12 protein-coding genes are annotated in these 20,491 nt (G+C 62.9%); 4 read left to right on the top strand and 8 right to left on the bottom strand.

Translation table 11 applies throughout. The annotated features are described in order from the left end of the window. Window positions 1-71: 71 nt before the first annotated feature. Window positions 72-1,640 carry a DUF2397 family protein gene (locus ACWDRB_RS29690; RefSeq protein ID WP_449899046.1) on the bottom strand — a complete coding sequence of 523 codons (1,569 nt, stop codon included), beginning with the start codon at window positions 1,638-1,640 and terminating at the stop codon, window positions 72-74. A gap of 718 nt (window positions 1,641-2,358) precedes the next feature. Here ACWDRB_RS29690 and ACWDRB_RS29685 point away from each other — a divergent pair. Continuing rightward, window positions 2,359-3,249 (top strand): DUF6907 domain-containing protein, encoded by an 891-nt coding sequence (locus ACWDRB_RS29685; RefSeq protein ID WP_449899043.1) that lies wholly within the window; start codon window positions 2,359-2,361, stop codon window positions 3,247-3,249. 227 nt (window positions 3,250-3,476) lie between these two features. On the opposite strand, the gene ACWDRB_RS29680 is transcribed toward ACWDRB_RS29685, so the two are convergent. Beyond that, on the bottom strand, window positions 3,477-6,923 hold the full coding sequence (locus tag ACWDRB_RS29680) for an AAA family ATPase (protein WP_449899040.1): 3,447 nt from the start codon (window positions 6,921-6,923) through the stop codon (window positions 3,477-3,479). Further along, the gene (locus ACWDRB_RS29675) at window positions 6,920-8,155 is read right to left on the bottom strand and encodes a metallophosphoesterase family protein (protein WP_449899038.1); all 1,236 of its coding nucleotides are present in this window, start codon (window positions 8,153-8,155) and stop codon (window positions 6,920-6,922) included. Before ACWDRB_RS29675 ends, ACWDRB_RS29680 begins: the two co-directional genes overlap by 4 nt. Before the next feature lie 174 nt (window positions 8,156-8,329). Here ACWDRB_RS29675 and ACWDRB_RS29670 point away from each other — a divergent pair, with 174 nt between their 5' ends. After that, complete coding sequence (locus ACWDRB_RS29670) at window positions 8,330-8,569, top strand: hypothetical protein (protein WP_449899035.1); 240 nt, start codon at window positions 8,330-8,332, stop codon at window positions 8,567-8,569. 123 nt (window positions 8,570-8,692) lie between these two features. Here the strand turns inward: ACWDRB_RS29670 and ACWDRB_RS29665 are convergent, their stop codons facing one another. Beyond that, window positions 8,693-9,079: a GIY-YIG nuclease family protein gene (locus tag ACWDRB_RS29665; RefSeq protein WP_449899033.1), complete on the bottom strand. Its 387-nt coding sequence runs from the start codon at window positions 9,077-9,079 to the stop codon at window positions 8,693-8,695. 301 nt (window positions 9,080-9,380) lie between these two features. Here ACWDRB_RS29665 and ACWDRB_RS29660 point away from each other — a divergent pair, with 301 nt between their 5' ends. After that, window positions 9,381-10,022, top strand: coding sequence for a hypothetical protein (locus ACWDRB_RS29660; protein ID WP_449899030.1), 642 nt, complete (start codon window positions 9,381-9,383; stop codon window positions 10,020-10,022). Window positions 10,023-10,080: 58 nt separating this feature from the next. After that, complete coding sequence (locus tag ACWDRB_RS29655) at window positions 10,081-10,374, top strand: hypothetical protein (RefSeq protein WP_449899028.1); 294 nt, start codon at window positions 10,081-10,083, stop codon at window positions 10,372-10,374. A 202-nt stretch (window positions 10,375-10,576) separates the two neighbouring features. Here the strand turns inward: ACWDRB_RS29655 and ACWDRB_RS29650 are convergent, their stop codons facing one another. The 4 genes from ACWDRB_RS29650 to ACWDRB_RS29635 are packed head-to-tail and all read right to left on the bottom strand — an operon-like array spanning window position 10,577 to window position 20,422. Then, entirely contained in the window at window positions 10,577-12,709 is a 2,133-nt protein-coding gene (locus ACWDRB_RS29650) for a DEAD/DEAH box helicase (RefSeq protein WP_449899531.1), read from the bottom strand. Window positions 12,710-12,711: 2 nt separating this feature from the next. After that, window positions 12,712-14,052, bottom strand: coding sequence for a BREX system ATP-binding protein BrxD (brxD, locus tag ACWDRB_RS29645; RefSeq protein ID WP_449899026.1), 1,341 nt, complete (start codon window positions 14,050-14,052; stop codon window positions 12,712-12,714). After that, on the bottom strand, window positions 14,049-16,781 hold the full coding sequence (pglZ, locus tag ACWDRB_RS29640) for a BREX-2 system phosphatase PglZ (RefSeq protein ID WP_449899023.1): 2,733 nt from the start codon (window positions 16,779-16,781) through the stop codon (window positions 14,049-14,051). The genes brxD and pglZ overlap by 4 nt, the downstream gene beginning before the upstream one ends. Next, complete coding sequence (locus ACWDRB_RS29635; protein ID WP_449899021.1) at window positions 16,778-20,422, bottom strand: phage resistance protein; 3,645 nt, start codon at window positions 20,420-20,422, stop codon at window positions 16,778-16,780. Before ACWDRB_RS29635 ends, pglZ begins: the two co-directional genes overlap by 4 nt. Window positions 20,423-20,491: the final 69 nt, after the last annotated feature.

The raw sequence follows: 20,491 nt of genomic DNA, 5'->3' as shown, positions 1-20,491 counted from the left end.
GGCACGAAGTCGTCCGGTCGCGACCAGGGTCCGAGCAGCCTCCCGGAGATCCGCGTCGAGGTAAGGTCCGCTCATACGACCATCACCTTCCGATCAGCCCTTTTGCGAGTAGCTACTATGGTCAATTCGGATTGGATTGCGATGACGCGCACCCTAAGATCTGGGCCCGTCAGTCGCCCTTCGGCCAAGTCCACCGTCACGGTCCTACCGAGAACGCCTGGCCTGACTTCGACAAGGACATTCGCGCTATCAGCGGGAGCGATTCCGCAACCCGATTTCGGGTCGAACTGCGCGAGCGCAGTCTCGATGGCTCGGAACAGGACGACAGCTGTCTCAGAGTCCAAGCCCGCGAAATGGTCGAGCCCGACCTCCCCATTGGTGATCAGACGCGCGGCCAGACGCCGGCGGCGGGCGGCCTCAACCGACGCTTCTGCGACTGCGGCGGCACGTTCCATCGAAGTGTCAGGAACCTTGCGCGGGCGTCCGCTGGGGCGTCCTTGTCGTTCATGCTCGCGCAACGTCACCTCGACCTGACACGGCGAGCTGCCTGCAATCGCTGAGGTGCCATGGGCAACGTCTTCTTCTTCTGTTCCACCCGCCGTCGCGTGCCGTGCAGGCCAGTCGCCGAAGGCTGCAGCGAAGACTCGTCGAGCTTCCTCGTCGCTGGGCTGCCGGTACAAGCTTCGTGCGAGCACGTGAAAGTCTCGTCCGAGGTCCGAGCCGCGGCGGCGAGCTGAATACCGGCGCTCGATGGCTATCAGGAGCGTGTATACGGCTCCAGTCGCTGATGAGATCAGCCGTTGCACGGTGCCATCCGACGTGAACCATGCCTCAAGATCCGATATTCGGCGTACCCGCTCCTCTACCCAATACTGCTGGTCGCGGACGTCAATCAGTCCAGCATGAGGGACTGCTGCTTCAACGATCCGCCGGTGACCTGCGGCACGCAGGTCGGCCAATGCGGCCTCGACTCGCCGCAGGGCACGCTCGTATTCGCGAGGGAACTGCCGCAACGCCTCGATGACCCGATCCCGGTTGTCACCGAACAGCTCATCGTCAGTGACGTCTGACTGCACCAACTGCGCCAAAGCCGTATAGAAGTCGGCTGTGACGCGCTGCAGTTCTTCGATACGTGTCCGCACGTCATCCAGGTCCATAGGGAGGATGCCGTTTTCGCTCGACAGGTGCTCCAGCATGTTGCGTACGGTCAACTCGACGCTGTCAAGCAGCCTGCTGGGAAGTTGCAATGCTCGTCGTGCGTCGAGCACAGCTGCTCGAACAGCGGCGACTATGCCCCGGCCCTTGCGCGTTAGCGCCCACGCCTCCTGCCGGATGAGCAGACCTTGGTAGGAACGGACGGGCGCCGTGTAGTCGCGAAACGGCTCAACGAATTCCGTCCCCTTCTTGGCAAGCCTATCCAGCGCGTCTCGCAACTCTGACTCAGGCAGCGGATCATGGTAGCCGACGCTCCGCATTTGGGCGATGATCTCATCCAGGGTTGACATGGGTCCTCGAGTCGACAGCTCTTCGAGAGCAGCCAAGAGTGCGGTGTATCGTTCCCGCGCTAGGTCGTCCGACAGTGCGAAAACCGTCCAGTCGGCTGGAAGTACGGCTTGCCACCATCGTCGGGGCTGTTCCACGTCCGCCTCCTAAAAGCCACCGTGTGCCCACGCTTCACGGCAAAGTGTGGCGAACAGGTGCGACAAATTCCTCAAGATTGTCTGAGATTGGCCACTTCAGTGTCGAAGCATGTTTTTCGGTCTATCCCAAACGTAAATACGTATAGGCCGAGACCGTGTCTATGTTTCTATCGGGCGACATCGTGTGCACTTTCGGCCGCGATCGTCTCTTTGGTCACTTCCCTACCGTCTTCCTCATCAACCTCATCTTTCTCATCTATATGCGTCACCTAAGAGATCAAGGGATGTGCCCGCGGCGGGCCCTCTGGACGGAGAGCGGTCCTCCCTGGTGCGCCCTGTACTGCACGGGCCGCTCGGCAAGGAACCAGTCACGGAGATATGTCTGGTCACGCCCGCATGCGGCACGTGATGGAGGTGGGTTGGTTCGGCCGGCGCCTCCGCCGTGTAAACAGGTGGAGCCGACCTGCATGGTGCAAGCGTCGGCGCCGACATCGAGCCCACACCCATGTCTCTGCCGACGCTGTGCTTTGGCGGCACTCCGCTCGTCGCGGCGCACGTGTCGTGCTCGTTCACCAAACACCTAGAGCATCAGCCGTTACCCCGGCCAACAGGCTTTAGGGCTTTACTGCTGTGCGTGCCTGAGGTATGACCAAGTATGAGCGTGTACGCACCCACGCTTTGCAAGCCACCGGCTTCGACCGAGAGGTGCGTGATCCCGATGAGCATCAGTACCGACACCAGCACGCCCACCAAGGATCTAAAGGTTCAGTCGACGATTCCTGCTCCGCGCCCGTCAGCTGAGGCAACGGCGAGCGCTCAGGAGGCGGTAATGGTGACTGCGGAGATCGATCTGGTGGCCTTGCGTGAATCCCTCAGCCCTGCTCAGCGCAAGGGCCTCGCATGCGTTCAATGCGGTAATGACGACCGACTCCTCGAACCTGCGGGCACTCTGCTCGACGTCAAGGTCGTCGAGTGTTCCGCGCATCAGCGCGCTCGCCGTGAAGCCGCTAATCCGGCTGAATGGCTCGCGTTGAGTGCCTGCCCGTCGTGGTGCGACCGCGAACACAGCTCGTCTGATCATCCAGAAGACCGCCAGCACGGAAGCCATTGCCTGGACACCGTTCTTCAGGTGATGCCATACGACAACTACGGGATGCCGGACAAACCGCAGTACAAACCCGTCGTCTCTATAATCAACCTCGTCCAGCACTACCGGGAGGCGGAGCCGCGCGTCTGCGTGGGCGACACCGGGGATCACTGCAATTACGACCTGACGCTCGACGAGGCACAGGAGATCGCACTCAATCTCCTCGTGCTGGTCGTGGCGGGACGCGACCGGGCGGCAATCGCTGATTCGAAAGAACCAGCGAGTAAGACGCCGGGTTGCCGGCCCTGGTGCGCTCAGCACCGTCCCGATGACGTCTGTGACAGCGGCGTCATCGAAGGAGCATGGCTCACCCACGACGCTAGTGATGGCGCTCTGATCTGGTTCGACGGGCACGGAGATGACGGGATGAGCGTTCAGCACGCTGAGCGGCTCGTACGCTCGATCCTCAACCTCGCCGTATTGGCCCGCAGCAGCCGGTCGACCGGATTGCGGCATCGCTGAGCGGAGCAGTATACGCGCTCCAGGCCTTTTCGCACGGACGAGAGTCGGCGGTGTCCACTGACCGTAGCGGACACCGCCGAGCGTGGCCGGCGTCAGTCGACAAGCAGGGGCGGTGTTGGCGCTCAACCTTTGGCGGCTTTTGCGACGCGGTGGTTGAAGAACAGCGATGGCTTGCAGAGGCGGCCGGCCGTGGAGGGGGTGCTGCTGCGTAGCTTGCGGGACCTTGTTCATTCGAGTGCGAACCGCGGCAGCCGGTGAACGTGTACACGGTCAGGCGGGAGTTCTGTCTGGGCCAGCTCCACCAAGTGCTCATGGTGGGTGAAGACGATCGTCTGGAACCTGTCGGCCATGTCGTGCAACACACCGAGCGCGGCAATGGTGCGTTGGTCGTCGAAGGTCATGAAGATGTCATCGACGATGAACGGAAGCGGTCGATCCTCCTCGGCGTAACGTTCCAGAGACGCCAGCCGCAACGCGAGATACAGCTGATCACGGGTACCCTCACTGAGCTGGTCGGCGGAGAGCAACTCGGCACCGCGTCGTGCCAGCACGACCGGTGAATCTCCGTCCTGATCGAGTTCTAGCCCGCTATAGCCGCCGAGCGTCAGATGCCCGAACAGCAGGCTCGCCCGTGCGAGCACCGGGTCCTGCTGCGCCTGCCGATACTCCTCCATACAGGACAAGACGATGTTTCGGGCGATCTGCAGACGGAGATACTCTTCGCTCTCCTCCAGGAGCGCGGCTGCGGTGGTCTCTACACTTGTGGCGGCTTGCGTGGCGGTGGCGGAGCCGTCGAAGCGGGCGAACTCCGTCTTCTTCTCGCCGAGGTGCTGGACTTGGTGGGTGCGCTGGGCGTCAAGGTCGTCGACGTGGTCGGTGAGCGTGTGAAGGCGAGCCGTGAGCTGGTGCTCGTCGGTTTCAGAGAACTCCGCCAGCATTATGTCGGCGTCGGGCGGAAGCGCCGCCGTGACTTCGACTAGGCTCGCCTTCAGATCCCTGTAGGTCTCACTTCTCCGTACGGCCTCGCTCAAAGTGTCGAGGCTGTCCACCTTGGCTTTCTCGCACAGCTGCGTGAGTTCGGCTCGCAATTCCCTGACGGCGTCTCCAAAGCCACGAGTCTCGGTACGCAGCTTGGCCTGATCGTCAACGAGCGTATCTCGCCGGTCCGCAGCGGATCGGTTCTCCTTAACCTTCTTGTAGAGGTCGCCGACAAGCTGCTGACGTCCGGTTTCGTCGTCCGGCATCGCATGACCGCAGGCGGAGGCGGTGGCGGCCAGCCGGGTGTGGAACCGGTCGAGCGTTGCGGCGGCCTCTTCAGAGTCACGCTCGTTCTTGGCGGCCTCCGCTACGAAGGAAACAACCTGGCCGAGCCATTCCAGATCGGTGAGTGCACCGGTGGTGTCCCGGTCGGTGGGCAGTTTCGCCTGTATAAGCAACTGGTACCAGGCGGTTTCCCAGCTGGTCAGGCTCCGCTCGTGCTCGGCGACTTCGGCTTCGGCGGCGATCAGCTCGTCGCGGGCCGTGACGAGACGGCTTTCGTACGTGTTGTGCGTACGTGCCAGCTCGGCTTGCTCGGTCAGCCGCTGCCCGGCGATCTCGCATAGTTCGGGGAGTTCCGACAGGGCGTGCTCGGCGCTCAGGGGCGGAACTTCTCCCGGCGCCCGCAGCACTTCACGGAGCCGGGCGATGTGCAGGGTGGCGTGCTCACGGAGGGAGGAGAGGCGTGCTCGGGCATCGCCTAGATCCTTGAGACCGCCACGGAGCTTCTCGACAACGTCCAATGTGGATGGGGCGGCGCCTGGCTTGGGCACGGGGCCTGGAAAGGATTCCCACAGCGAGTCCCATTCGGCGTCCAAACGGTCGGCCCGGTCGTCCTGGGCGGCCTGCTCCTCGTCGAGCGCGGCTAGCGTCTTCTCGTCGTAACCGATCTCGAGCTCCAGCCGGTAACGTTCGGCGATCCGGGACGCGTCCCGGCGCATCCGGTCTGCGATCTGGTCGGCGCGGTCAAGGGACAGCTCGAAATCCCCTGCCTGGTCGTGCTGCCCGCCGCGGATCGCGAGCCAGAGCTCGTGCCGGACGGACCGGGCCCCCGCTAGCTCCGCCTCGGTCGGGGGCGGGTCGTCGCTCAGCAGGGTGTTCAGGTTGAGGCGCTTGTCATCCAGCCTGGCGGTCAGCGCCTTCCGCTGCTTGACCAGCTCGCGCCCGTCCCGTTTGAGGTCGTTCCGCGTCTCCACATGCTCGTCGACCTGGGCCCGGGTGGGCACGGTCATGACGCCGACTTGTGATGCCGAGATTCTCAGCTCCAGCGTGGCCCGCTTGACGATGTCGTCCAGGCGCCGGACGTCTTCGTCGGCGGCGGCCATGCGGGTGAGCAGGTCTTGAGGAACGGCGTTGAGCGCGGCCTGGAGCGGCCTCGTGTCTTCGAGCGGAGCAAGCTCGCTGAGCCGTTTCTCGGCTTCCTCCAGATTGCGCCGGCGCTGGGCCATCGCCTTACGATCCCGTGCCAGGTCCGCGTCGATGGCGGTGCGCTGGTCATGCAGCTCATGAATGCGCGTCCGCAAGGACGTCGGCACCATATAGAGGTCAGTGTCGTCCAGCGTCGCGTTTATGTGGACCTGAGCGAGGAGGGAGAACGCCCGGTCACGGAGGTCTGTTGCAGCGTCGGAAGAACTGGCCAGCCGATCTGCGGCTCCCGCAGCCGCCTTCCGCTCCTGATAGAGGGCATCAATTGCGTCCTCCACGGCGAGGAAATCGTCATCGACGACTAGCTCGATCAATTCGTGGCCGATAGCGTCCAGGCGCCGCCGCGTGTCAGCCAGTTTGCTCTCCGCCAGCCGCAGGTCCTCCCGCAGCTCAGGCAGGCGTTCCACGACCTCCGCAGGGGCGATCGCCCCTGCGGCTTCCAGAGCTGCGATGTTGGTCAGCAGGACGCCGCGACGGTTGAGCCCCGGCAAAGCCCGCACAAGTCGCTCCACACGGGATTGCTCGCTCCTGGCCTGCTCCAGCTCCAGGGTGAGCGTGTTCACGGCAATTCCTGCGTCCTTGACCTCCTGTTCCCCTTCGAGGTACTCCTGCGGGCGCAGAGTCGCCGCACGCACCTGGTTCTTCGCCTGCTTCAGCTCGCTCAGAAGGGTGTTGATCCGAGGGTTCTGGCCCCGCCGCTTGTACAAGACGCCAAGACGCTCCTCGATCGTGCGCAGAGCATCAGACAGGCGGCCTCCTGACCGGGCAGCGGCCAGCGCCTGCTTGAAGTCTCCGCCTCCGCGCGCCAGCGCCTCACCACCCTGGCGCAGCTCGGCACTGCCCAGAGCGAACACCGACGTGAAGGTAGATCGGTCGATGCCTCCCAAGATCGTGTTCAGCACCGACTGGTCCAGCGGCTCTCCATCGATGCGCCGGAGCGGCGTCTTGCGGGCCTTGACCCTGATGAACTCCACAAGCGTGCCCTCTGAGCCCCGCACCAGCGCACCGAGCCGCAGTGCCGCCTTGGCATGGACGAAGTCGTAGCGCGATCGCTCGTCGATGCCGTAAAGGAGCTGATCGATCGCGTGCAGTGCCGTCGATTTGCCGGCCTCGTTCGGCCCGGCGACCATATGGATGCCGGGTGCGGATAGATCCAGCGTCATCTCGCTGAAGGGACCGAATGCGATCAGGTCCAGCCGGTCGATCCTCATCGGGTCCGTTCCTCCGTGAGCATGGATTCCAGCAGATCGATGGCGTCGTTGCCGAGGCGTTGCAGCCAGTCCGGGTCATCGGGACGAATGCCGTCGCGATGATGCACTTCCGGCGGCAGTTGGGCGTAGAGAGGATCCTGGGTGATCATTCGGTGCAGGGCATGGGTGTCCGAACGGAGTGCCGCCGCCGTGCGCCGGAGATCGGCGAGCACCCCGATAGTTCCTTCGTCGGGCGTGTCGGGCAGCCGGGTGCCGATGCGTACCTTCTCCACCCACAGGTCGCCGAGGTCGTTGGCGAGTGAACGAACCTCGTTGACGAACCGATGCCGTCCGTGCCAAAGCTGTAGGTGAGCGCTGCTGCGGCCGGTGAGGCTGACCCGTACGGCTTGCAGCTTCCCGCAGGACAGAGCGTTGAGCCGGACCTGTACCAGGTCGGTGACGGTATTGAGGTCTTCGGCTCCGGAGACGTCGATGCGGAGATGCTCCCAGCGCGCCACGTCCAGGTCATGGTGGACGGCGGAACGCACTCGTAGGTCGTCGCCGACCGTGATCAGGGTGCAGCCCTTCGGGCCGGTCTCCCGGGCGTGGCGGCCCTGGATGTTACCGGGGAAGACGATCCACGGGTCCTCCTGGACGACCTCGCGATTGTGTACGTGGCCGAGCGCCCAGTAGTCATAACCCTTTCCTGCCAGGTGATCAACAGTGCAGGGAGCATACCTGTCGTGGCCGTCGCGGCCGGTGAGCGCCGTGTGCAGCAGCCCGACGTTGAAGAGGTCGCGGCAGGGAGGGGGATAACCGAGGGCGAGGTTGTCGGTGATGTTCCACCTTGGGAAACCTTGTCCGTGCACCGCCAGCCCGATCTTCTCGTTGAGGACGGTCTCGGGCTCGTCGACGTCGAGCGTATGAACGTTGTCCGGCAGCCGCAGCCGGTGCGTCATCGTGTTCTGGGCATCGTGGTTCCCGGAGACGACGTAGACGGGGATGCCCTCCGCCCGCAGCCGGGACATTTGCTTGCCGAAGAAGAGTCCGGTCTGGAAGTCAGGCCAGTCGCCGTCATAGATGTCGCCGGCGAGGAGGACGCCATCGACCGACTCGGAGATCGCAAGGTCCACCAGGCCCTGTAGAGCACGCCGGGAGGCGGTGCGCAGGTCCTCGGCCGGTGCCCCCTCATAGGCTGACAGACCGCGGAGCGGACTGTCGATGTGCAAGTCGGCGGCGTGGATCAGCTTCACGCGTTGTCCTCCGGAGCCAAGCAGATCTCTGATCACTGATAATGCCGTCTACGTAAGGCGATGGTGGGGCGATAGGGGAAATTGATGGGTACGTTCCAAATGGGACCCCTCAGGGGGAATGTGGGGGAGTTGCCGTCGAAGCACGACTGGCTTCGTGCTCTGGGAAGTAGGCCTATGAGCACCAGCGGCGAGGGCTGTACCTTCATGCGGGTGAAGGAACTGCAGGAGGGGCCGCTCTTCAAGTTCTCCGACTGGCCGAACGAGCAAGTGCCTGACGTCTCCATCGGCGTCTACACCGTTTGGCAAGAAGACAGGCTCCTCTACGCCGGCATGAGCGGGCGAGAGCTACAGCCAGAGCAGCTGAAGGTCCAGCCCGGCCAACCGCGGAAACCTCAGGGGCTTTGGGCCGGCTGAGAGCACACGCGTCCGGAAGACGGTCGGAAGACCAGTTCAACGTTTACGTCTGCGACCGTCTGGTCATCCCCGCCCTTACTCCAGAACAGCAGGCCGACATCGGCAGCGTGACTGCGTGACGGCTCAGCAACGTGGGACGCTGGACACCACCTCAGCCGCAACGACAGCCACGGCAGCGGCACCCTGCCAAACAGTCTTCCTTCTGGCCGCTCGTTCAGGTTGGCGGCTCAGCACCTGTGCCCAACGCTGGACGTAGTCGTAATCGAGACCAGAGAACCATTCCCTGCCCTCTCGTAACGTTCCCTCGGCATGGCACAAGTGAAGGAGCGCCCGCTCATGCTGTAGTGCCTTCGGATACGGAGGCGAAAACCACTCAGCGATATCCATATAGCCGTGCTTACGAGCATCAGAGCGGTGTTGACGTAGTCGGGTAACTGGATCAGCGCTTCGGCCAACCTTAAGAACCCCGCTGTCAAATGCGATCACATACAAAGACTGGAGATCCTTCATTACACGCCCCTTAGATTGATGACATGCTTGCAGCAACCTTCGGATCATGGCCTTCATTCCACCAGTTATCCCTGATGCGTTCCTTGCGACTGCCTGAAGCCGTACCCTCGTGACATGCGCAGGGGGAAGAAGCGACAGAGGCGCGAAGTGCGAGGTTACGCCAGGTCCACCGTTGCAGCTACGACAGTTCTTGCCTTTATGCTCGGCGTCGTCCCACCTGTCCCCGAGAGCAACGCAGTGACCAGCCAAACGATGGCTCTGATCATCGCCGTACTCGGCGAGACTGCCGTCATCCGGGACCATGCCCTCTCAAAAACCTCATTATGAGAAATGCCAGGATCTTGAACGCTCGACGGACCACCCCACGCAGGATCCCTTGATCACTCGGGAGATGTACGACGCCACACAGACGGTTAGCCGCGTTCGCAACACCTCCCGCGCCGGCTCAGAGGCCAACAGACACCCACAGACCCGCCGCACCTACAAGTTGCGCTCCTTCGTCCACTGCGACCCGTGCGACCGCCGCATGTTCGGCCAGACCGAAACCCGCCGCAAAGCCCAGGACGCCTATTACTGCTGCCAGCCCGACCGCAACAACCTCGGCCGCGAGGACCGCTTCCCCGGACACCCCAAGGTCGTCCGCGTACGCGAGGACGTCCTTCTCGACGCCGTCCACGACCTGTTCCAGCGACGCATCTTCGGCCACCACCGTCACCGGCTGCTCGCGGCAGACCTGCCGGAGACCATCGACCAGGCGCAGCAGGAATGGGAATCGCGCTGCCAGGCACTCAAGAACAGCATTGCCGAGCTCGCCAAGAAGCACGACCGGATCACCGTGCAGGTCGACGAGAGCGACGCCGACGATGCGTTCGCACGCCGCCTGCTCACCCGCTACTCCGAGCTGGAGCACCCAGCGTCGCGCCGAGGCACAGGAACTCACTGAGGTCGAGGCCGACTCGCCCTCACGAGACCACCAGACCGACCTGCTCCACCAAATCACTATGCTCCAGACCAGGATCGCCGAGTTGCCTGAGGAACTGCAGCGCAAGCTCTTCGCGGCCTTCCACCTGGAGATCCGCTACAACGACGCCGTCGGCGTCGCGCTGATCAGAGTCACTCTCGACAACGACACCATCGAAGGAGCCGCCACCATGGCAGAGGAAATCCACGGCAACGAACAAAGGCACCCGCAGGTCGCGAGTGCCGGTGCCGAAGATTTGGTGCGTGCCCCCAGCAGGATTCGAACCTGCGGCACCCGCTGTAGGAGAACGGATGATAATGACTACTTACGATAGTTTACATGCAAAACACCCTGTGCAGCATCCACCGTTCATATGATCATCCCGCGCATACCCCGCACTCGCCGAGACGGCCATGTGAGGCCTCAGCGGCTCTCGGACATACTTTAGCTCCATCGAAGTCGGAGTGGTTCACTCGTCCGCGACCGTCAAGGGTCGCAAGCGTTCCGCTTGTGGCGAAGATGGAGAAAGGCTGAGTTCAGAGTTGAATAAAGCGGTGAGGCTCTGCGAGGACCTCCGCCGCGCCGCGGACGTTTACGAAGCGGGCGGCCAGTGTTCTCTCGGCCATGTGGAGCGGTAGTGCTGTGCTGAATTTCAGGCCCGCGATCGCCTTGTCGTCAATCGAGGGCAAGCAGAGATGACCATCCAGATCTAGCAAGGCTGCCGTGAAGGCAGCCGGAGACAGGTCCATCCTGAGACGAATGTTGAGATCATCAACACGCTGGGCCTCGTCGGCGATCGGACCGAGGGTCGCCTTCAGAGTTGCGTTGGTTCGATATCCTGCCCATGTCCACCAGCAGAGATCGAATCCATCACGGACGATTACGGTCTCACCCGGGTGCACGATATCCCGCGAATCCTCTCGCGTGACCGCTAGCGCCGCAGCCGCTCGCTGCGTTAGCCGTACGAGAGGATCGGCCCCAAGGAGAACGTCACGCATACTTCGCACGAGTTCGAACGAGGCGCCGCCCATCCCAGAGGTGACCCATCGCGCTTTGCCGCCGGAGCCGTCGAATGGGTCCACGAAGCAGCGGCGGCGTTTCCAGTCGATCCAGGTCACTCGCCAGGTTCGGGCGCCGAGCAGGATCAGCCGGGGGCCGTCGATCTTCTCCGTTAGCAGGCCTGGATCTGTACGGCCAATCTCCTCCCGGCCACAGAGAACGGTGAACTCGGGCGCAGCAGTGAAGACCACCGTGAGGTCCATGAAGTTGCGGCGCCCGAAACGCTTCTCAGCGTGAGTGCCGATAAACAGCATCCCGCCGTCCTGTTCGAGAAACCCTTCGGCCACCAAGTGGTCGACGACTGCCTTTGCGTCACCGCCAAAGAGTCCGTTCCACCATTCCGGCCACAGATGGGAGCCGACACGATGCTCCTGCAGGCAGAGGGCGAGCATCTGCTGGGCCATGATGTGGCGGGGATCGGGTGGGGGATTGATCGGCTCGACGAAGCTGCGGCGCCAGAGCAACAGCAGTCCCGCGGCGGCCAAAAGGGAGTCTTGATCCAGAGCGAGGAATAGGCAATTCCGAATGCTCCCCGGCCGGCGTCCAGTACGTCCAAGCCGCTGGAGGAAGGACGCAACCGAACGTGGAGCGTTGATCTGAATGACGCGGTCCAAGTCGCCTACGTCAATTCCAAGCTCAAGCGTGGACGTCGCTACGATGACACAGTCTCGCGCCTCGGCGAAGGCTAGCTCGGACCGGCGACGCTCGTCGGCGGCTAGCGATGCATGGGATAGAAACGTGGTGACTCCCCGCGCTCGCAGCGCGGCGCCAAGTTCTTCGACGAGGCGTTTGGAGTCGGCGAACACCAGGCGCTTCTCGCCGATGTGGAGAGCGGCGATCACCTGCGCCGCGTTCGCAACGGAGCCGACGTAGTCAAGCTGGATATCGGGTTCTGCGCCTGCCGAGACAACAGGAGCTGTAACTGAGCCGTACTCTGCACGGGGCGGAGGAGAGGGTTGGGAATCTGGAGCGACGACTGCAGCTGAGCGAGCATCCTTGTTGGAGCCCTGGAGCCAGGACAGCAATTCGGGCGGATTCCCTACCGTGGCGGACAGCCCAACCCGCTGGATCGGACGTCCGACCAAGTGGGTCAGCCGCTCCAGTACGGCAAGCAGATGCCAGCCACGATCGTCTCCAGCGAAGGCGTGCACCTCGTCAACAACCACGGCGCGGAGCCCCCGGAAGAGGTGCCGGTGATCGACCTTCGTTGAGACCAACATGGATTCAATCGACTCGGGAGTGGTCAGCAGGATGTCCGGCGGATCCCGGAGGATCGACTGCCGGCGTGCGGTTGAAACGTCCCCGTGCCATAGGGCGACCCGACGGCCAGTCCAAGTCGCGTACAGCTCCAGACGCGGGAGAAGATTGTTGAGCAGCGCCTTCAAGGGGCAGATGTAGAGAACCGAGACACCGTTCCACTGGTCAGAAGCCATCGCCGAAAGGATAGGAAATACGGCGGCCTCGGTCTTACCTCCGGCAGTCGGTGCCAATAGAAGAGCATCCGATCCGTTGAGCACCGGCGCGACAGCGGCAGTCTGAAGTGGTCGCAACTCTGGCCAGCCCAGCGTGTTCACGATGTGATGGGCCAGGGATGGATGTAGCCGCTCGATCGTCACGGCAGATCGAGATCCACATCACCGGCATCGGCCGCGTGGACTACCAAGACGTTGCGCTCTTCCTCGGTTAGCTCGCCAGCAGACATTGTGAGCGCGTAATGCTGACGAGGAACGAAGTCGGGGAAATCGTTCACCCGGTCGAGTACGTCTGCAACGAGCTTCCGTAGGAATACGCGAGGTGCCACGCCAATCTTCCCCCCGAACCCGCCCGCGATGGCGGATGCGAGTGTGGCGATGTATGCATCGTCCACCTGCATTTCTACCCGTTCCGGGGCCTGTGCCCCCGCTGCATAGAGGTCTCGTACGGCAGAGCCAAGCTGCACCAACCGAGGTAGATCGAATCCGGGGAGCCGGATCTGCACCGCTCGGGGCGAGTCGAACCGCGAGTCTGTTCCGAAGTCGGTCGCGAGCCGTTGGGCCAGTGGGGTGAGCCGTTGCACTCCTTGCTGCCCGTCATAGAACGCTGACGTCCCGGTGATCATCAGATACAGCCCCGGAAAACGGCCGGAGTCCACCTCGTCGATCAACTGCCGAAGCGCGTTTAGCCCCTTCTCACGGACATCGGTTCGTACTCGCTGCAGCGTCTCAGTCTCATCAAGAACCACCAGCAGTCCCGGATGGCCGCAATCACGCAACACAGTGAGCAGTCCTTGTAGGAACCCGAGCGCGCCGAAGTGGTCCAGATCGCCGCGGATCCCGGCGGCACGGCGAGCCGATGCCGCTACGTTGGGTTGCCCTCCGATCCAGGCGAGGAGCGACTCGGCAAGCGCGTTGTCCTCGCTCAACCGAGCCCGGCGATAGGTGCGCAAGGCTGCGGCGAACGCTGGTGTGGTCCGTGCCACTCCGGCAAGCCGCAACTCCAGCAAGGCGTCGACCCCTGCGCTCAGGGCGACGACGTCGTTCGTCGTAACAGAGCCAGCGGCGAGGACGTCCTCCTCTAGCGTGAAGAACCAACCGTCGATCACGTCTCTCAGCGCGCTAGGGGGCGCGGAAGCAGTGGTCAGCCGTTCAACCAGGCGTCGGTAGACCGTCTCCAGACGATGCAAAGGTGTCTCGGTTTCGGAAATCTGGATCTCGGCAGTCGCTAGTCCGCGACGCTTGGCTCGCTCGGCGAGCCAGCGAGCGAAGAACGTCTTGCCCGAGCCGTATTCACCTCTTACGGCCTTGAAAATCGCGCCACCTGAGGCAGCAGCGGAGAGCTCATCATCCAGTGCATTCTCGAACCGCTCCAGCCCGACGGCGAACAGATCGAGGCCAGCGGATGGCACTGTACCCCGGCGGAGCGCATCGACCACCTCACGGCGACGGACTGCGCTGACCGACACGGGCGTGGTCACGACTTACTCCCGAGGAACTGTTCTCGCAGTAGCGCGATGTTCAGCTCGACCGTACGCCCGCCATCAGTCTCGGCGACGACGATGTACCCATCCACATTGAGCAGCTTGGCCACTTGGGCAACATAGCCGGACATGCGGAATACCGGCTGGTCCACAAGCGCCGCAGCGGCTGTGACCGGCAGCTTTCCTCCTGCCGTGACCAGCCCGTCAATCAGTTTGGCAATCTCAACACCGTCAGGCGCCCGCCGTACGAAGGTTCGCTGCGCGGCGAGCAGTGCTGAAGCAGCAATGGAAGCACCAAGTGTGGCAGCGGCCGGAACATCCGCTTCCTCGAAGAGGAAATCGCCAAGCGGAGGCTGCTGCATTTGGGGCTTCTTCTTCGTGGAACTCTTGGCAGAAGATATGGCTAGAGGCGCCGCAGCTACTGGGGTGTCCCACCACGCGGGAGCGTGAACGGGCGTGCTGTACCCAGTCCATCCCTTCGGCACAAGCTCTGCTGTGGGCACGAACGCCAATATCGGAATCACCATCTCCGCCGGAGACACCCCGCCGTGATAGCCCGCCTTACGTGGCGTGTATCGAATCCGCTCGTCCCAGGGCGCGACTACGGCTGACCCCGACAACACTCGCGGGCCTCGCACTTCGATCTCCCCGTCACCAGGAGTTCCCATGCGGTAGCGCGCGGAGTCGGCCGAAGCTGGGTGGATGTCGTCCAAGCGGTCGAGCACATGCCCGTGGTCGGAGGTGAGGAGAACCGGTCGGCTCACCCGCCAGGCCTCTTCCAAGAGCGAATTGAGGAAGGCGATATCGGTGAGCCCCCAATGAGGCAATCCATCCTCTCGCCCCCGATCCAATGCGTCGTCGATGGTGTTCAGCACTACACCTACCACCGTGGACACGTCACGAATCGCGGCCAACACTGAGTTGGAGATGTGCGAACCCGCACCCCCCCGCAGTTCACCCTTGTGGAAGAGAACCGAATTCCTGCCCCGCCAGAACGAGGTGAACCCGGCTTTCTCCTCCTGCTGTCCGCCGGCACGCAGCGTGCCACAGAGCAGGGTGGCTCGTGAGAAATGGGTGATCGATGGAACAGTAGCGATAGCGGGCTCACGCCCGTCGTCGCGCCGGCCTGTTTCGATCCAGCGCCGCCCGTTAACGATGTCCTCAGCGAGTTCGCAGGCAACGGCAGCGCTCATACCGTCCAGAACGATGATCAGAGGTGATCGGCGTTCGGCCAGTGGCCGGGCGATCCGCTCCAAAAGATTCTCGGCGAGGACGAGTTCCCCCGTCTCGCCGGAGAGCTCGTTCCACGCCGTGAGCCGCTCTGCGAACACTCGATCAAACTTCGCACGATGCTCACGAACCGCTTCGTAGAGCGCTCCGTACGCACTTCCGGCAGACGAAACCCGGGTGGTGTCCGCACCCCAGACCTGGGCAAGGGCGCGATCTACCCAGGCATGTTCCCGCAGATAGGCCGTTGCTCCGTCAAGCAACGTCCTTGGCTCCTGTGTGGTCATTGCAAGCCAGCGCATGAGCCGTACGGCAGCCGCCGCCGCCTCCACTTCGGCGGTTCGTGTGATCGTACGGCGATGCTCACCAAGCCGCGCCCACGCCTCTTCGATCACTGAGACATCGCTGCCGCGCGGCCCGGGTAGGGCCTGGGAGATCATATTGGCCAAGGTGGCCAGGCGAGCGTCGAAACCCGCGTCCAAAATTGAGCTGGCACCCGCCAATTGATCTGCGCCAAGCCCACGAAGTATCTGCTGGGCCCGGTCGCACATCTCGTCGGCCAGTTGGGGGTGTGAGCCCAAGCTCCATCGGATCACGAGGGACTCGCAGGCCTCGGCGAAGCTCTCAATGTCGGGTGCGGAGGGGGCCTGCCCACCAAAGAATCGCTCCTCCGCGCGGACCCCTGCGGTGATGCGGACGTGTGTAGGGCTTCCATCGGATTCGACGTCGCCATCCGATTTCTTGAACTTGGGTGCCAGCAGCTCCGATACTGCGAGCCCGAGCGGCACAGCCTCAGACGGTTGCCCACTCTTGACCATGCGGAAGATGACGCGGGCGACTGGCCCGACGGTTTCAAAGAGCCAGTCGCCCAACCCGTCTCGCTCCTCTTGGCGCAGGGCAGAGAACCGCATCAGAGCGACATCGTTGAGGGTCCACTCCAGCAGCGCTGCTGCGTCGAGCTGCTCTTCGTCGGAGGAGCCGCCGAACCTGACTGCTGTCAGCCGGTTGAGCGCGGTTTCCAGTGTGAGTAGCGGACCGGTGAGTCTGCGCCATCCAGTCTCTCGGGGCTTAGCATCCAGCAGAGACTCGGCGAGCCAGCGCCACTCTTTCTTGACCAGTCGTGGATCCAATCGCTTCGCCCCGAAGTCATCGGAGACCAGATCCCATCGATTGATCGGCCGGACCGCGTGTTCGATGGCTCCGGCCAGAACGGAGAGCCCGATCTCCTCTTCATCGCACGGTGTGAGGACGACCAGGAAGCTGTCGGGATCACGCGGGGTGCTGATCGCGTCCAGCACGGAGAGCACGGTTGGGCAGGCCGCCACTGTGGCGTCGATGCCGTCCGGGGAGATCTCGGCCTCACCGCGCCACTCCGGAGCGGCACGTAGGAGCAACACCCGCTCGGGTCGATTGCGCTTTTCAGTGAAGGACTTCGCCCGACGCAGTTCACCCTCGACGACCGCGAGGTTCGCCGTGGGGATATTCGACGAAACCGTCATCGTACGATCCGCCAAGTGATCTCGAATTCGGCGTCCGGGTTGCCTGCCATGACTTTGCGCAGTTCCTCAGCGATTTCTCGTGCCTCGGAGCCTCGTACTGTATGCCTGGTTGTTTCCGACGGCTTCGGCTTGGACTTCTCACCGCTACCGCCCGGACCTGGTGGGGGTGGCGACGGCTCGGTGAGTAGGTCTATTGCGTCCTGTTCGGCCCGTGTGAGTGCTTCGGCCAGCTGAACCTCGTGCTCATTGCGCCTGGCCGCGATTCGAAGCTGATCGAGGATCGTCCGAGCGGACTCTGCCTTCTCACCTCCGCCGTCGGCAAGGATTGGAAGTTGGTCGATCAGCCTCCAACGCACATTCGCGAGCGCCGTGGTCAGTGTCTTCGCACTGCGCAGACTCGCCCGGTAGATGACGGTCTCCTCAGGCAGCTTCGCGTCCGCGAGCGCCTGAATGGCCGTAGTGGAGTCACCAACGGTGAGGCGGTTTAGCGTGCTCGCCGTGATTTGGGCAGTCGTGAGCCGAGCCGAACCGTCTAATCCGAGCGTGGCGGCATGTCGCTTGAGCTCCGCCACATGGCTCTCGATCGCAGGCAACCATTCCGAGGCCCTCACTCGCAAGTCCGCAGAAAGAGCCTGTACGGCTCGGGCCGAAAGCACGGGAGGCACAGCCACCTCGAAAATGCTCCCCGCACGCTCGGAGGCCGATGCCCAATCAGTCTGGGATGGCAGCTCCTGGCGTCTGAGCACAAGATCGCGAGTGATCTTTCCGAGGTCGGGAGCGTTCCGCTGAGGTTGTCCGCTCCTGACCCATGCCCGGTCCGTCTGAACCGCGTAGCAGCAGATCAGAAGATCGGTTACCAAAGGGGGAAGACCTGGCTGTTCCTCTAGAATCCAGCGCCGGATATCGGAGACCTGCACCTCCGCAGCAACAGCTCCGGCTCGCCGATCAATAGTCTGCTTCCACTCGTCCCCGAGCACGAATGCGGCCTCGTGCATCACACCGACCTTCAGCGGATTGGCAATCCGCTTTAGAACGGCGACGTCGGTTCCGGAAATCTCAACTCTGCCGACCTTGTCTTGGGCGGCCTGTTCGACCGTCTGGAGCACGGTCAAGAGCTCCGATCTGGAGATCTCCTTGCGACGTCCCTGCACGTCGAAGTCTGGATGCTTGGGATATCGGTGATCCAAGAGGAGTAGGGACAGATAGCGGAGCGCCTCTGGGAAGCCTTGGCCCACTCGTGGCTTGGCCTGGAGCTGGGAGTCTAGGCAGAGAATGTGTTCCTCCGCCCTGGCGCCCAGGTCCGCGTCCCGCTCCCGGCCGCTGTCGATACCATACGCAGCCTTGATCGTCCCGATCAGGTTCGACCGGAGCGCAGCGCGCCGGTTGTCCAGCTGGGTGCGGGCGTGATGGCGATCTTCAAGGCTGAGTGTGGGGGTGTAGTCAGTGAGTAGATCTCGCTCCAGCAGAAACGAAATCTTGATGAGGTCTTCCAGGTCGCGGATCCGATCCGCGGAGAGGAAATGCGGCAACCACACTAGCGTTGGCGGGCGGTCAAGTTCGGCTTGGAGTTCTCGGACGCGGCGATGATCCTCGGCGGGGCTGTGAGTGCCCTCATCGAACGGATAGTCGATGACGAACCGGATCGCCTCCGGATCGGTCGGCGAGAACTCAGCGGCGGCGACCTTGTCGCGATCTCGCACGTTCGCGAAGGCCAACTCCACCGTCCGCTGAGTTCCGCGCCAGATCACCGAAGCCGTAGGGACGAACTGCCCCTTGTCCACGACGCCTAGCTCTGACCAGAGAAGTTCCTTGATCGTGGTGCGCTTGGCCGACTCGTCTGCCTTGTCGACGACCTGGGCGAGAATGGCCTTGGTATCGACGCCTATCAAAGCGACCTCGACTGTGGGGTCCTCGGCGTCGGAGACCCGGATCTCACCAAACTCGTTGGCCAACTTCCGCAGCGTCTCGGCAACCGCTCGTGGTTCGCGCCCGGCCAGCGAAGCGACGACCGCGCCGTGGTTGAGTGAGGCCAGCCGTGATGAGGTGAGACTGCGCAGAGCGGGGACACCTGGCACCAATGCAGCCAACAGCAGAGTCTTGGCAATCAGGTCGTCAGAACGGAATGCGTGCCGCGTGGGCAAGGCGCGAGCCTGATCCTCCGTGAGTTCGTGCTTCTTCAACAGATACGGCCTCAGCTTCACCTTGTAGAAGCGCTGCGCCTGGGCGAATTCGCCCTTGAGCTTGTCGGAGAACGGCTCGTCCTTGCCGTCCGTGAGGACGTCGTAAATGGCGCCGAGCGGCATGAGCTGGCCGACCATAAGCACGTCACGATAAGTGACCAGGAGTTGCTGCATTAGCCGTAGAGCTGAACGCTGCCGCTGTAGCGCACCGGACAGGTCGACCATGGCATGTAGGAAAGCGGGGCTGAATGGATAGGTAGCGCGAAACGATTCACGATCACCCACGCCGCCCTGCGCGTCAAGAAGGGTCTCCCATACATGGGAACGCACGGCCGTTGTCTGCTCGAATGCCGCATCCAGCTCAGACTTTGCTCCAGGCTTCTGGTGGAGCATCCGGTGCTTCACGATCTCGGGGAGATTGCGATCTTCAAGCTTGATCACATTAAAACGCTCGGCCCAGTAGTTCAACGTGTCGAACAAACTACCCGCTTGACCGCCGGCCAGGTCCCTGCCGACCAGATCCTTCAGGTCTCGCTGCCGAGGGATGAAGCTGACGATCGGCGCTGGACGCTCATTCTCTGCGGATTCCACCAACTTGGAGATCTTCTGGGCTTCCAGCGTCATGTGCTTGGTGTCACTGACCAGCCCGGACAGCCAGAGCACCAGCTCATCTAGGAGTAGGACGATCGCGTCGTAGCCGAGCACGCTCTTGGCGTGCTTGCTGATCACGGACAGTCCCTCGTCGAGCGAGATGTAGGACTCTACGTCGGCGCGAACTGCACGGGCGTACCGCTTGAATGGCCCCATCAGAAGGTCACCGATCAGGCGTCGCCGCTCCGCATCACTGGGTGGTGCTGCGAACGCTGTGTCCAGCAGGCTGGAGTCCCAGGACTTCTGCCACTGCGAGCCACTACGGGAGATCCGCGCAATGAAGGCATCGTCGCCGTCGTCAGCTCGCATCTGCGCCGCGTCCGCAATGAGCTCGTCATCGACGAATACCGCAGGCAGCGGCTTGTCCGGGTGAACCTTGAGCACATGGGCGACGTAGCCCCCGAGGACGGCCGCCTCCAACGACCTGGACTCGACCACGTGGTATGGGACAAGTAGAAACTTCCGCCCGGCCAGCCACGAGTCGTGTTTGCCGACGATGTCCGCAAGGCCCTTCTTGCCACGCGCTGCGGGATCACCCTTGAGGATCGCATGCAGCACCGCCATGAAGTGGCTCTTACCGGACCCAAATGATCCATCGAGGTAGGCCGCATGGGATCGTCGTCGCTCAACCGCCTCCTGGAGGAGCCCCAAGGCCCTGTCGAAGCTGGCGGCGAGCTGCTCGGTGACCACATAGTCCCGAATCGTGGCGTCCCTGAACCGCTCGTCCACTCCGTCGGAGATGGTCAGGACGTAGTCCCCGGAGGTCACACGTTCGGGAATTTCGATCAGGTCGCGCAGCAGCTTCGTCATCGTCTCTCAGTGCCTTGTCGTCTTCACAGTCCGCGCACTACACAAGCATTTTGACGGCGTAGTACGACG

The organism is Nonomuraea sp. NPDC003707 (genome assembly GCF_053587055.1).
The sequence above is the reverse complement of the archived record's forward strand: the minus strand, read 5'-3'. Positions and strand labels throughout refer to the sequence as shown.